A 13508-nucleotide genomic window follows, 5' to 3' on the forward strand; every position below is an offset into this window, starting at 1 on the left:
CACATCTCATAACTATCATAAAAGCTTTAAATCATTTTGCTTAATAATTTGTCGCCTGACAGTCACTTTAAAATTGTCACAGAGGTAGTCAGTATTCCGCAAAATGCAAAAAGTGCACCAGAGCTTATCATGCAACCTTCGCCAGACGACGAATAGCCGGGATACAGTACGTTATAACGGTAAAAATGGGAACCTTTTCAGATTTTTTCCCCTGTCAGCGGCCACACTTTTACAAATAATGACGTGACAAAAGCCTCTTCCGTACCCTCTGGCAAGGCTATCCTGTTCAGATTAAACATTACCCCCGTTAAACTAATCTTCTTAGCCACAATTTATTAAGGAAAGGCTGAAAACCGATGAAATTGCGGTTATTGTCTGACAGAGATGCTATACAGATGATCCAGATCTCATTTTTCTGCCGGAAATTGCTGGCAGCCCCGCTCTTATCCACCGCTCTGTAAAAAAAATGTCATTAGCCAGTCGCTATGATGGCCTGACGTTCGCGCACCGATCACGACAGAGAACTGCTGTCGATCACCACAGGGAGATAGACTATGTCACTTACACTCTGGCAATCCCGTTATGAAAGCTGGTTTCAGGCGAACTGGATCCATGACGACGGCGCGCACGATATCGCCCATCTGCGCCGTGTCTGGATGAGCGCACAGCGTATCCTGAACGGTACTCCCGCTGATCCGCTGGTGGTGCTCACCGCCTGCTATTTTCACGATGTGGTCAATCTGCCGAAGAATCATCCGGAACGTCATCTGGCCTCCACCTATGCCGCCACGGAAACCCAGCGCATTCTGCAGCAGGATTTCCTCGATTTTCCGGCTGAAAAGATAGAGGCGGTGATGCACGCTGTGAAAACCCACAGTTTCAGCGCCGGTATCCCGCCTCAGACGCTGGAAGCGAAAATCGTTCAGGATGCTGACCGGCTGGAATCGCTGGGCGCCATCGGACTGGCACGGGTTTTCTATACTGCCGGGGCCCTGAACCGTCCGCTGTTCGACAGTCAGGACCCGCTGGCAAAAGATCGCGAATTGAATGATGCGCTGTGGACACTGGATCATTTCCAGAAAAAGCTGCTGCGTCTGCCGGAAACGATGCACACGGAAGCGGGGCGGATGCTGGCTGAACATAACGCAGATTTCCTGGTGCGCTACATGGCGAAACTTTATGCAGAGCTTCAGGGAAATCTGGTGGGAATGGATGAGGCCGTACTGCGGGATTTCACGCCGCTGCGCAGTGAATATTAAATTTTTATGACAGTATGTTAATCGAAACGGTCATCCGGTAGCGTGTCAGCAATAACAAAAAAGGAGCTGCCTGATGACCGAAACTGTTAATTTAACGATTAAAATTGATCCTGAATTAAAAGAAACGATTAAACAGCTGGCGCTGGAAAACCAGATTTCCATGAGTCAGGAGATTGTGCAGCGGTTGCAGGCCAGTCTGGAAACGCATCCGCATCCGGCGATTGATAATCAGGACATTACCGAAGCGGCGGCGGAAGCCTCAGCCGCTTCTGATGCACAGGCCGATGGATTAAGCGCCAGCGAACTGAAACAGATACGGTTGCTGCTGAAAAAGCAGAGCAAGAAGAAGAAATAAACATGAAACCCGTCGCCAGACGGGTTTTTTTGCATCAGGCTGGACTGTTTTGTGGTGAGACTGTGCCTGCGAAGAGAACAGGGTCAGATCGGAAAGACGCAAAAACCGTCATCCCTGACACGCTCGACCCGCGCCATCCCTGGCGCGGGACGCTTTCCTCTTCTGATCCTGTTCCCTGCGCGTTGAGCTTATTCGTTGCTGTTGAACTCGCTTTGTCTGGGCCTGCATCATCAGGTGATTTTTCTTTTCAGGAATCAGGGTTTCAGCTGACGGATATGGGGCAGCAGCAGCTGCGCTACCGCGGCGAACACCGGGACCACCACCGAGTTACCAAACTGCTTGTAAGCCTGCGTGTCTGAGACCGGGATGCGGAACGGCTCGTGGCCCGGTACATCAAAGCCCATCAGCCGCGCACATTCGCGTGGTGACAAACGGCGCGGTCTGCGCGCCATGTTTGCGGCATCGTGAAACTCCGCTTCCCCCAGCGCGCTGTCCCAGCCGCGGTCAATCAGGATCTCCGAGCCATCTTTGTAGTAGCGCGCCGACAGGGTGCGCACGCAGCAGTGCGGATTACGCGGATCGTTGAGGCCAAAGCCAAAGCCATTGCCTTTCGCCTTATGCTTTTTCGCATACTGATAGAGATAGCGCCAGAGCACCGGCGAGAGGATATATTTGTCATCCGGGTCGCTCTCCAGCAGGCTCTGCAGCGCAGGGACCTGAGCCGGGAAGAAGCGGCGGATATCGCGCAGCGTGAAATCCTGTTTTTTCAGGTCACGGCGGATCCCGACCAACACAATTCTTTCGCGATGCTGCGGCAGGAAATGACGCGCATCGATCACTTTGGCATCCGGGCTGGTGTCACCGGCATCCGCGACGTCATAGCCCAGTTCATCCAGCGTCTCCATGATAATGGCGAAGGTGCGGCCTTTATCGTGGCTCTTGAGATTCTTCACGTTCTCCAGCACGAAAAAGGGCGGTTTCTTCGCGGCAAGGATGCGCGCCACGTCGAAAAACAGCGTCCCCTGCACCTGGCATTCAAACCCGTGTGCGCGGCCCAGCGCATTCTTTTTGCTGACACCCGCCAGTGAGAAGGGCTGGCAGGGAAAGCCTGCCAGCAGCACCTGATGATCCGGGATGGCAGCATCGATAGCGCGATAGATCGCCTCATCGTCGCTCAGGCCCGCTGGCTGTGTGACCTCACGGATATCGGTATTGAAGTGATGCTCCAGCGGATCGCTATAGTGGTTAGCTTTATAAGTGCGAACCGCCTCTTTGTTCCATTCACTGGTGAAGACACACTTACCGCCTATCGCCTCAAATCCTTTGCGAATGCCGCCAATCCCGGCAAAGAGATCGATAAAGCGAAATTCAGGATTATCATAATGGGCGGGCCGGGCCGGCAGCAGATCCTGCAGCAGAAGCTGTTCGGCTTCACTCAGCGGCGGCACGGCGCATTTGCCCTGGCGGATCCGGTTCAGGAGCGCAGGGCTCCAGCGGGAGAAACCCGCCTGCTGCAGGCGGGCCGTAAGATCACGAACCGAATAGATTGCCAGGACCTGCTGTAAGCGATCGGACGCTTCAGGAAGTGAATGTGCAGCAGAAAGTGGTTCAGCGAGGGCGGCGGGATGCATGCGTTTTTCCTTAACAGTGAGGCGCCTATGCTATCACTCCTGAGGCAGTGAGGAAATTGCCCCGATGTGCCCTGAGCCGGCGCGCCGGAATCGTCTGTTTTTGCGGCGCACGTTGTGAAGGTTCGGTTGCCAGCTTTCGCTTTTCGTGGCGCAGACTAAAGTTGAAGAACCAGCAAAAAAGGAGAGGCTATGGCTGATGTTCACTCCAGCGAAACACGCAGCAAAAATATGCGTGCCATTCGCGCTCAGGATACGGCCATTGAGCAACGAATTGCGCTGTTGCTGAAAGACCGGGGATTCAGCTTTCGTGTGCAGGATAAAAATCTGCCAGGACGGCCCGATTTTGTTCTCAACGACCAGCAGGCGATTATTTTTGTTCATGGCTGCTTCTGGCATCGCCATCACTGCTACCTGTTTAAACTGCCGGCTACCCGCACAGAGTTCTGGACGGGCAAGATTAACAGCAATGTTGAACGTGACCGGCGCTATGTGCAGCAGCTGCAGGCGAGTGGCTGGAAAGTGTTGATCATCTGGGAGTGCGCGCTGCGCGGCAAACTGCGGCTGGCGGATCAGGATCTGCTGGAGCGGCTGGAGGAGTGGCTGCTGGTCATGCCGGAGAGTGCCGAAATCGACCATCAGGGCATTCATCATTACAACGCTGATTGCTAATCAGAGTCATAATTGATTAGATCGACCTTTTCTCCGAGGCCAGGAAGGAGCCTGAAATGAGCAGCATAAAACTGACGGTAAAACGCCTTTACCAGCTTCGTGACGAGCGGATGGTGAATACCCGCGCCACTGCGCGGGTCTACAGCGGCGACAGGCTGATTGCCACGGAGGAGATCACCGGCATGACCGAAAGCCCGGTCAGCAAATACCTGCATGCTGAAGGAACAGCAGGCGAGACGATTAGGGTGGAGTGGGAATGTGAGGGCATCGCCGACATGACCGTAACGGAAATTGAGCGCTGCCCATGTTGTCAACATAACGAACCAGACTAAGGATACAATTTTGGCGGGAACCAGTTTACTGACTTTACTTGATGATATTGCAACACTTCTGGACGATATTTCCGTCATGGGGAAAGTGGCGGCGAAAAAAACGGCCGGCGTGCTGGGCGACGATCTGTCGCTGAATGCCCAGCAGGTCACCGGCGTGAAAGCCAACCGGGAGCTGCCGGTGGTGTGGGGCGTGGCAAAAGGATCGTTTCTGAACAAACTGATCCTGGTGCCGCTGGCGCTGGTTATCTCTGCGTTTGCGCCCTGGCTGATTACGCCGCTGCTGATGCTGGGCGGAGCCTATCTCTGCTATGAAGGGGTCGAGAAGGTGATGCACAGCCTGCAGCATGACAAGCAGAGCAAATCGCCGGAGGCGCGCCAGCAGCGGCTTGATTCACTGGCGAAGCAGAACGCGGCAGAGTTTGAGAAAAAGAAAATCAAAGGCGCAGTGCGCACCGATTTTATTCTGTCGGCCGAAATCGTTGCCATTACCTTAGGCATCGTTTCCGAATCGCCGCTGCTTAATCAGGTGATTATCCTGGCAGGCATCGCCATTCTGGTGACCATTGGCGTCTACGGCATCGTGGCGGCCATTGTAAAAATTGATGATTTGGGCTTCTGGCTGCGGGAGAAATCGTCGCGCGTTGCGCAGGGCATCGGCAGCGTGCTGCTGGCGGCCGCGCCCTGGCTGATGAAGATCCTTTCGGTCGTGGGCACCATCGCCATGTTCCTGGTGGGCGGCGGCATTGTGGTGCATGGCATTACGCCGCTGCATCACCTGATTGAAGAGGTCAGCGCTGGCTTCAGCGGCTGGATTGCGACGCTGCTCAGCAATGGCGCGAACCTGGTGCTCGGTTTTATCATTGGGTCGATCGTGCTGTTAGTGGTCAACCTTATTGCCAGAGTGCGTGGAAAATCGGTATAAAGCGCACTGCGATTTACGGTCAGGAGAATGACGATGAACGACGATATGTTTGAATTTGATATTGACGCACAGCTTGAGCAGGCGGAAGCGAAAGCAGAGAAAAAAGCCAGCGAAGTGCCGGACGATCTCGGTGATGAAGCCGATTGCGAAGGCTGTAAAATCTGACGTCAGCGTCGGTTCCTCATCAAAGCGGATAATATTTTTTATCCGCTTTTTTTATTTTCACTATATCCATCTGCTTAATTCCGAATTTGCCCTTTTTATGCGTGCCTTAACAGGCAGGAACCGCATTCGCCTGCTATAAAGAAAATAATCACTCAGGTTAATAAAAAGGAGCGCAGCATGGTTTTCGCAATCAGTGAAGAGGTTCAGCACAAGGAAGAAGGGCACACCATGGTGGTGACCGGCTACGCCAGTGGCATGGTCGAGTGTCGCTGGTATGACGGCTATGCGGTGCGCCGTGAAGCCTTTCGCAGTGATGAACTCTGCGCGCTGAATCCTGAGCAGCAGCTGGCGAGCTGAATCGCAGGCAGACAGCGCGCCGCGAAGAACGGGCCTGTCAGGCCACGGCGCTTTATCCCTGAAAGGCCTGCCACTCTGCAGGCCTCTTCTTCTATCCTGAAGCTTTACTGAGGCTCTGCGCCTCCACCGTCTGAACGCGGACACACTCCCTGTGCCGCTCCTGCTCAGACGTTGCCGTCGTTATCCTCCTCTACCGCCTGATAGATACGCTGCAGCACGTCAGGAAACGCTGACTGGACGCGGCTCCAGCTCGGAATAAAGGGCTTATCGTTGGGACGCTCGATAAACGCCTGACCCGCCTCCAGAATCGACTGGGTAAACATCTCGACCGCCGCCTCTTCCACATGCTGATCGAACTTCAGGCCATTCATGACCGCTTCGTGGTTGTAGGTCTCCATCATATCCAGCGCATTGCGGTAGTAGGTGGCTTTCAGCACCCGGAATGAGTCGCTGGTGAGCGGAACGCCCATGGTGGCCAGCTTACGCAGCAGTGACTGAACAATGTCGCTGCTCATTCGCTTCAGGCCGCCTGTGCCATCATCCTCGGCCAGCGGCTGATGTTTATGGTCATAGTTATCGGCGATCTCGACCTGACACGACTGGCGGGTGGTGTAGTTGCGGTAAATCTCCGACAGCACGCCGATCTCCAGTCCCCAGTCGCCAGGAATTTTAATGCCGTTGAGTACATGGGTGCGCATGGCAAACTCGCCGGAGAGCGGATAGCGGAAGCTCGACAGGTAATCGAGATACTCTGAGTGGCCATAGACTTTCTGCAGCGAGCGCAGCAGCGGCCCGACCAGCAGGCGGCCCACGCGGCCATTCAGCTTGCCGTCGGCCACGCGCGCATAGAAGCCCTTACAGAACTCATACTGAAACGCCGGGTTCGCCAGCGGATAGAGCAGACGTGCCAGCATGCCGCGCTCATAGGTGACGATATCGCAGTCATGCAGGGCCACACAGCTGGTGCGGTCGGAGGCCAGCGTGTAGCCGGTACAGAACCAGACGTTGCGCCCCTTACCCGGATTGGTGGGGGAGAGCCCCTCTTTATCCAGCTCCGCATCGATCGCCTTCAGGCGCGGGCCATCGTTCCACAGGATGCGGTGGCGCTGCGGCAGCCGGGAGAAGAAGTCGCGGGCAAACAGGAACTGGTCGCGGTCGGCCCGATCCAGCCCGATCACAATTTCATCCAGGTAGGGCACTTTTGCCAGCTCATCGACGATATTGGTCAGTGCCGGACCTTCAAGTTCGGAAAACAGCGACGGCAGGATCAGCCCCATTTTGCGTTTGCGGGCAAAGCGAACCATCTCTTTTTCCAGCGACTCCACGCTGCGGTGGGTGAGGTTATGGAAGTTGGTGATTACGCCATTCTGATAAAAGTCACTCATCGCTTCATCCTTTTCATGCCCATGGGCAGCTCATTGAGGTTGAGTCAAAAAATAGTCGAGCCCTTCACGCCAGCCTTCAGGGCCGTGGTGAGCGGTGTGATAAACCTGCTGCTGATCGGTGCGGCTGAGGGTCACCGGCGTTTTACTGTAGCCTTTGATGACGACCGCATAATCCACCGCATCCAGCATCGGGGCGTCGTTTGGCCCATCACCCAGCCCGATAGTGACGCGTGGCTCGCCGGGAGAGTGTGCCAGCAGCCAGCGCAGGGCTTCGCCTTTGCCACTGCCTGCCGGCATCACATGCCAGAAACGGCCGCCCTGAGTGAGCGCCAGCCCTTCTGCATGCAGTGCCTCATGAAACCGGTTAAAGGCCTCATCGCTGTCGCGCCAGACCACCACTTCTGACGCATCCCGCTGACGGGAGAGGGCCGCATCCGCTTCACTCAGACCGGTCATGGCGGCCACCTCCGGATCGGAGAAGTCGTGAAATCCGGTGAAGCGGAAGTGGCTTTTCAGTCCAGCCAGACGCTCACAGAGCGCCTCATAGCTGAGGGCGCTATCAGGCAGACGAATCCGTTGCTGATCCAGGGTCTGCACCACGGCACCGTTTTCCGCAATAAAGGGGGAACCGGCGATGCCGAGCTTTTTCTGCAGCGGGACAATTTCAGCTGCGGTCTTGCTGGAGCAGATGACCAGCGGCACCGCATGCTCCCGGAGTGTGGTCAGCCATTCCGTGGCCGCATCCCAGCGATAGCTGTGATGGTCGAGCAGTGAACCATCCAAATCGGTAATTACCATTAAGGGGTGCTGAAGATCGGGCATGAACAAGCTCCTTTCATCACGTTCGCCGCTAAAGCAGCGATTTTTCAATATTATAGTTGAATATGGCGCACACTTTTTTTCCTGCCACACCGGCCAGAAATCCAGGAATATTCTTAAAAACAGGCCCGCAGAAACGTGGGGCATGCAGGAATTGTGCAGGGCTAAGTGACTGTGCAGCGCGGTGTTTTTAACCTGTATCGCGTCAGCGTGAGTGGGGCGATTGCAGAAACGTGCATATCTGATACTTGTTCAGTCCGGGCAATCAGGTATTCTGCAACGGTGTTAAGAATTCCCTGGTGTAACGAATTGAATTTTTACCCGGCTTCCATGCCGGGTATTTTTTTGAAATCGATTTCAGCGGTTAGCTTCACAGGCGCGACAGTCACTGATGTCGATCTCAAAAGCCTCCCCCAGTTCGGCGCCGGAACGAAAAACCTGACCATCAATCTCGCGTCGTGGCGACGGTCCCGCTTCCATAGCGTCCCGTATCTCACCCGACGTTCTGGCCTGAATCGCCGCCAGTAACCCTTCCATATCTACTCTGAGTTCGGCTGGCTGCGCCGCGCTGTCGTGCTTTTCCTCTGTCATTTTCAGACTCCTGAGAGCAAACAGAACTGTAAGTATAGAAGGCGGCAGAGAAAGGCGAGGAAGGGTTAATCGCAGATCAAAAAAAGCCCGCAGAGTGCGGGCAAAATCCTTGTTATTGCAGGAATGCTGCGCTGCCGGGGGGGCGATGCAGCAGGGAGAGTGTAACAGTCAGGCGCGTATGAAATCCTGCCGTGCACTGTTAAAGAATCGAAAAAGGGCATCCTTACTCAGATTTACCTGACTTTTCCTGTTAACAGAGCAGATTCAGCTATAGTTGAGAATAAAGCTGATTTTTTTCAATACCTAAAGGAATGGTTATGGACCTCTTAAGAATTATTATCGCTATCCTGCTGCCGCCACTGGGCGTGTTCATGCAGGTCGGGTTTGGCGGCGCGTTCTGGCTGAATATCCTGCTGACCCTCTGTGGTTACATCCCCGGCATTATCCATGCCGTATGGGTCATTGCCCGCCGCTAACGCGCTGCATCCCTCAGGTTCTTCGGTTAGACTGTACGCAGTAAATCATCAGGAGAACCGACATGAAGGTAAATGATCGCGTCAGCGTCAGAACGGATGGCGGCCCGCGTCGCGTGGGCACCATTCTGGCGATGGAGCCGTTCAACGAGGGCACGATGTTTCTGGTTGCGCTCGAAGATTATCCACTGGGTATCTGGTTTTTTAATGAGACGCATCAGCCGGATGGGATCTTCGTTGAGCCTTACCACGACGCCTGAGCCTGACGCGCATAAAAAAGCCGCCTTTCCGTTCCCGGAGGCGGCTTTTTGCATAGAAGGGCCCTGAGCGCTGTCGCCCGCGACCCTGCTTAATGACTCAGAAAGTTTCCCAGTTTTCGTTGCTGCCAGCCAGTGCCTGGCGAGGCGCGACGGCCACCGTTTTAACCGGTGCAGCCGGACGGGAAGCCATCGCGGTGGTCGCCGGTGAAGCCTGCAGGCGGAAGGCGGCGACGGCCTGGGTCAGTTTACCCGCCTGATCCTCCAGTGACGCGGCGGCGGCTGTCGCTTCTTCCACCAGCGAGGCGTTCTGCTGAGTGACGTTATCCATCTCGGTCACCGCCTGGCTGACCTGCTGAATCCCGCGGCTCTGCTCGTCGGAGGCGGCCGCAATCTCTGACATGATATCGGTCACCCGACGCACCGCCTCGACAATCTCACCCATCGTATTCCCGGCTGCGCCCACCTGCTGTGAACCGTCGTTAATCAGTGCGACTGACTCGGCAATCAGGGACTCAATCTCTTTTGCCGCCTGCGCACTGCGCTGGGCCAGATTCCGCACTTCGCTGGCGACCACCGCAAAGCCGCGCCCCTGCTCACCGGCACGCGCCGCCTCGACGGCCGCGTTCAGCGCCAGGATGTTAGTCTGAAACGCAATGCTGTTGATGACGTTAGTGATCTCCGCAATCTTCTTCGAACTGCCGGAAATATTGGTCATGGTTTTCACCACACCGCTGACCAGCTCGCCGCCGCTGCGGGCCTTGCCGGAGGCATCGGCAGCCAGCTGACTGGCGTGATGCGCGTTCTCCGCATTCTGCTTCACGGTGGCGGTAAGCTCTTCCATGCTGGCCGCGGTCTGTTCCAGCGCGGCGGCCTGCTGCTCGGTGCGGGAAGAGAGGTCGGTGTTACCGGCGGAGATTTCGCTGGATCCCTGATAAATGGCGACAGCGCCTTCTCGCACCGTTCCGACCGTGGTGACCAGTGCCTGCTGCATCAGTTGCAGGTTATGGATCAGCGTACCAATTTCACTGCGCCCATAGGGCAGGGGAGCGGAGGTCAGATCGCCCTGCGCGATGCGTTCGATGCGTTCCACTGACTGCCGTAAAGGATTGATCACAATCCGCCGCAGGAAGACAAAGGTCAGCAGAACCAGTACCAGTGCAGCCACAAACGCGACGCCCATCGCTATAAAACCTATGCGTGACTGCGCATCGGCTTCAGCGGTAATGGCATTTGCCCGGTCGGTCCGGATTTTAATCGCCTTCAGCAGCACCTGATTATATTCATCATCCAGCTTGCGGGTGACATCCGTCTCCTGAGCAATGATCCCCTCAAAGCTGCCCTGCTTACCGGCATTGATCATCGGCAGCAGGCCTTTAGTAATGTAATTATTGAAGCGTGCCTGCAGCGTGGCATCGAGTTCGGTATCAGAGGGCGACTTCACCTTACGCGCTTCATAGACCGCAAAGCCCTCTTTGGCCTGCTTGATACGTTTTTCGGCTGCCGCGACGTTAGCGCGAAACTCATCCATTTCGCCAATACGGGCGGCCGCACCGGCCTGAATAATCGTCAGACGTGCCGTACGCAGATGGTTTGAACTGTTGGCGAGCCCCATACGAACCTGAATTTCGTCGGTGGCATCATCGAGGGAGTGATTGCTTAAGGTAAGAAAGTAACTGGCGACGCCAATACAGAGTGCAAACAGCAGCAGAATGCCGCCGAAGATGAGGCTAAACAGCGGTACCAGGCGGAGGTTCTGCCAGATGCCCGCGCTTTTTTGTCCATCATTATCTAATGCAGTGTTCATATCCTTGCTCTCTCAGGGCTGTTGTTATAAGGCTTAACATCGGCAAAAGAGAGTAAAGACTTAGCGGTAAGAGTGAGACGTGGCTCCCAGTTCTGAGCAAAAAAAAACCGGCCCATCGGAGCCGGTTTTTCTGGTTTAACGATCAGCGGATATTAACGTAAATACCCGAGGTCACATTATCGGTTAAACGCACCACATGATAAATCACCTGTTTATTATGGGTTTTGATTTTGCGTTTAATATTACCTTTGTGTGACGATACCGTTTTGGCCTTAATTTGCATTTTATCTGAGATCTGAATGGTGTCATGACCTGACATCCACATTTTCAGCATGTTTGACTCGGTCTGGCTCAGCGTCAGCGGGTGAACATCCATGCCCGAAGAGATGCGCGCAGACTGGTTGAGTTTCTTCTGCAAATAGGTGCTGAGTAAGGAATCCAGGGTCGACGTTTTCATCGATTTTGATGTAATAATCAGGTTCTTACGAACGTAGAGATATTCCTCAAAATGGATATTGCTAATCGCCATAAAGATAAAGAAGAGTGTATCTGGATGCTGCGTAATAATGCTGCGGATACGCTCACTGGAATCGGATTCATGAATGAAACAATCTTCATTAATAAATACGACACCAGGATTTAATTGCTCACATTTCTGCTGTAGTTGCTCAATGTCGGAGACGGAAGAGATATTTTTCTTCTTAACTCCTTTCAAAGACATGTAGTCTGTTAATCCCAGGCGTGTGTAGTTGCAGGAATCCATAATAATAGTTGGCATAATAGCGACCCTCACCAATTTGTTATCCGTTTAAATCAACGATGAATACGCGTTGCGATACGAGAGAGATTTCTTAGGTACTTTTTTATTCTGCTCGTGCAGTGTGGTAACAGGCAATCGCCCGTAAAAGTCTTCATCCCTGACCCGTTCTGCAAAAAAATTTGTGCTGCCCTGACGTCACACATTCTCCGACTATGGCGGGGAGTGCCAGTGAAATGCCGGAGGTTAAGTATTACTCAATTTTTGGGAGCCTTGTCACTATCCCTGAAAACCCGGAGTTTTCTGATAGGACAATTCTCAAAAACATTTGTTTTACGAAAGTGTGATGTCTCAGCGTGCGTTGACAATGCCGGAAAAAACATTTTTTAACAAGAAAAATTCGTTAAAGTTTTTTTCTTCGTAATTTCAATGGTTTGACCGATTTGCCTGCACATTCACAGTCTGAGAGCTTCTGTGAACCACCCAACTAAAATACGCGAAGCCCGGTTTAATAAGAATTATTTTCAGACTCTCAGCACATTTATCAGAATATCCTTAGTTGCATTCTGGAAAACATGGTTCGGAAAATGCACGGATGGTTTTGCGATACTTAAGTGTGGTGATGGAAAGATAGTTAGAAAGTTAATGTTCAGGTTCGGGATAGTTCTGTCAGGAACAGGGCGAGTAAATCAAATACTTCACCGAACAAATGCTCACAGAACGGGGCGAGAAGGGGCATCAGCAGGCTGATGGTTAAAATTCCGACTGATAAGGTAATCGGGAAGCCGATTGCGAAGATCGATAACTGTGGTGAAACGCGGTTTAACAAACCCAGTACCAGATTTAGCATGAGTAACAAAACGATTAAGGGCAGCGCTAACATCATGCCATTAAGGAAAATTAATCCGCCCGATTTCACCAGCGCCATAAAAGCATTGGCATTCAGCGGGTGACCGCCAATCGGCAGGGTATGAAAACTGTCCGCCAGTAACGACATCAGCCACAGGTGCCCGTTAAAGGTCAGGAACAGTAACATCGCCAGCATGTCGAGAAAGCGGGCCAGCACCGGCATGTTCAGACGGCTGCCGGGGTCGAAAAAGGTGGCGAACGACAGACCCATCTGCAGGCCAATCACTTCCCCGGCGCAGCGCACGGCTGCGAAGGCAAACTGCATGGTGAAGCCCAGTGCGATGCCAATCAGCATCTGCTGGATCAGCAGCCAGAATCCGGCAGGCGAAAAGAGCGTGACATTAACAGCAGGCAGCAGCGGCATCAGCAGCCAGGTGATCATCACCGCCAGTCCGATTTTGACACGCTTACTGACGGAACGTTCACTGAGGATCGGTGCGGTGGCGAACAACGCCATGATACGCACCAGTGGCCAGAAGAACTGGCTGACCCACTGAACCAGCTGGCTGCTGTCGAGAGTAATCATCAGCCGATGATGTAAGGCAGGTTAGTAAAGACGGTGCGGATATAGTCCAGCAGCAGATTCAGCATCCACGGGCCGGCAATAATCCCGGTGGTCGCCACCGCCAAGATCTTAGGAATAAAGGATAAGGTCTGTTCGTTGACCTGGGTCGCCGCCTGGATCAGGCTGATCAGCAGGCCGCTGACCAGCGCAGCCAGCAGCAGCGGGGCGGCCAGCATCAGGGCGACGCGCATCGCTTCCTGTCCCATTACCATTACTGATTCGGGTGTCATGTGTTGCTCCGGGAAGAAAAGGGGA

At 53.9% G+C, this 13508-nt stretch carries 17 protein-coding genes; 9 read left to right on the forward strand and 8 right to left on the reverse strand.

Annotated elements, in window-relative coordinates:
- The first annotated feature begins 554 nt into the window (after positions 1-554).
- Both HFD92_RS00210 and HFD92_RS00215 read left to right on the forward strand, forming a co-directional pair.
- The gene (locus HFD92_RS00210; protein ID WP_111208699.1) at positions 555-1259 is read left to right on the forward strand and encodes a phosphohydrolase; all 705 of its coding nucleotides are present in this window, start codon (positions 555-557) and stop codon (positions 1257-1259) included.
- A gap of 73 nt (positions 1260-1332) precedes the next feature.
- Entirely contained in the window at positions 1333-1614 is a 282-nt protein-coding gene (locus HFD92_RS00215) for an Arc family DNA-binding protein (RefSeq protein ID WP_046102088.1), read from the forward strand.
- Positions 1615-1868: 254 nt separating this feature from the next.
- On the opposite strand, the gene dcm is transcribed toward HFD92_RS00215, so the two are convergent.
- Positions 1869-3245 (reverse strand): DNA (cytosine-5-)-methyltransferase, encoded by a 1377-nt coding sequence (gene dcm, locus HFD92_RS00220; protein WP_167428081.1) that lies wholly within the window; start codon positions 3243-3245, stop codon positions 1869-1871.
- Positions 3246-3434: 189 nt separating this feature from the next.
- Here dcm and HFD92_RS00225 point away from each other — a divergent pair, with 189 nt between their 5' ends.
- The 5 genes from HFD92_RS00225 (at position 3435) to HFD92_RS00240 (ending at position 5690) form a co-directional block, all read left to right on the forward strand.
- Positions 3435-3914, forward strand: a complete 480-nt coding sequence (locus HFD92_RS00225; RefSeq protein WP_009089525.1) for a very short patch repair endonuclease — start codon at positions 3435-3437, stop codon at positions 3912-3914.
- Between the two features lie 56 nt (positions 3915-3970).
- Positions 3971-4246, forward strand: a complete 276-nt coding sequence (locus tag HFD92_RS00230; protein ID WP_009089527.1) for a hypothetical protein — start codon at positions 3971-3973, stop codon at positions 4244-4246.
- 10 nt (positions 4247-4256) lie between these two features.
- Entirely contained in the window at positions 4257-5168 is a 912-nt protein-coding gene (locus HFD92_RS00235) for a DUF808 domain-containing protein (protein WP_009089528.1), read from the forward strand.
- Between the two features lie 33 nt (positions 5169-5201).
- Entirely contained in the window at positions 5202-5333 is a 132-nt protein-coding gene (locus HFD92_RS21705) for a hypothetical protein (protein WP_003854444.1), read from the forward strand.
- A 177-nt stretch (positions 5334-5510) separates the two neighbouring features.
- The gene (locus HFD92_RS00240) at positions 5511-5690 is read left to right on the forward strand and encodes a YodC family protein (protein WP_009089530.1); all 180 of its coding nucleotides are present in this window, start codon (positions 5511-5513) and stop codon (positions 5688-5690) included.
- A 164-nt stretch (positions 5691-5854) separates the two neighbouring features.
- On the opposite strand, the gene HFD92_RS00245 is transcribed toward HFD92_RS00240, so the two are convergent.
- The 3 genes from HFD92_RS00245 to HFD92_RS00255 form a co-directional block, all read right to left on the reverse strand.
- Positions 5855-7075, reverse strand: coding sequence for a glycosyl transferase (locus tag HFD92_RS00245; protein WP_009089531.1), 1221 nt, complete (start codon positions 7073-7075; stop codon positions 5855-5857).
- Positions 7076-7105: 30 nt separating this feature from the next.
- Positions 7106-7897 carry a mannosyl-3-phosphoglycerate phosphatase-related protein gene (locus tag HFD92_RS00250; protein ID WP_167428082.1) on the reverse strand — a complete coding sequence of 264 codons (792 nt, stop codon included), beginning with the start codon at positions 7895-7897 and terminating at the stop codon, positions 7106-7108.
- Between the two features lie 354 nt (positions 7898-8251).
- Entirely contained in the window at positions 8252-8485 is a 234-nt protein-coding gene (locus HFD92_RS00255; protein WP_009089534.1) for a DUF2525 domain-containing protein, read from the reverse strand.
- A 317-nt stretch (positions 8486-8802) separates the two neighbouring features.
- On the opposite strand from HFD92_RS00255, the gene HFD92_RS00260 reads away from it, so the two are divergent.
- Positions 8803-8961 carry a YqaE/Pmp3 family membrane protein gene (locus HFD92_RS00260; RefSeq protein WP_009089537.1) on the forward strand — a complete coding sequence of 53 codons (159 nt, stop codon included), beginning with the start codon at positions 8803-8805 and terminating at the stop codon, positions 8959-8961.
- Between the two features lie 62 nt (positions 8962-9023).
- Positions 9024-9218 (forward strand): protein DsrB, encoded by a 195-nt coding sequence (gene dsrB, locus HFD92_RS00265; protein WP_009089538.1) that lies wholly within the window; start codon positions 9024-9026, stop codon positions 9216-9218.
- Positions 9219-9315: 97 nt separating this feature from the next.
- Here dsrB and HFD92_RS00270 read toward each other — a convergent pair whose 3' ends face one another.
- The 4 genes from HFD92_RS00270 to fliQ all read right to left on the reverse strand — a co-directional run bounded on the left by HFD92_RS00270 (position 9316) and on the right by fliQ (position 13483).
- Positions 9316-11022, reverse strand: a complete 1707-nt coding sequence (locus tag HFD92_RS00270) for a methyl-accepting chemotaxis protein (protein WP_167428083.1) — start codon at positions 11020-11022, stop codon at positions 9316-9318.
- A 142-nt stretch (positions 11023-11164) separates the two neighbouring features.
- On the reverse strand, positions 11165-11800 hold the full coding sequence (gene rcsA / locus HFD92_RS00275) for a transcriptional regulator RcsA (RefSeq protein ID WP_009089542.1): 636 nt from the start codon (positions 11798-11800) through the stop codon (positions 11165-11167).
- A 628-nt stretch (positions 11801-12428) separates the two neighbouring features.
- Positions 12429-13214, reverse strand: a complete 786-nt coding sequence (fliR, locus tag HFD92_RS00280) for a flagellar biosynthetic protein FliR (protein ID WP_009089544.1) — start codon at positions 13212-13214, stop codon at positions 12429-12431.
- On the reverse strand, positions 13214-13483 hold the full coding sequence (gene fliQ, locus HFD92_RS00285) for a flagellar biosynthesis protein FliQ (protein WP_003854466.1): 270 nt from the start codon (positions 13481-13483) through the stop codon (positions 13214-13216). Before fliQ ends, fliR begins: the two co-directional genes overlap by 1 nt.
- Positions 13484-13508 lie beyond the last annotated feature (25 nt).

The organism is Pantoea sp. EKM101V (assembly GCF_011800325.1).
Taxonomy (GTDB): Bacteria; Pseudomonadota; Gammaproteobacteria; order Enterobacterales; family Enterobacteriaceae; genus Pantoea; species Pantoea anthophila.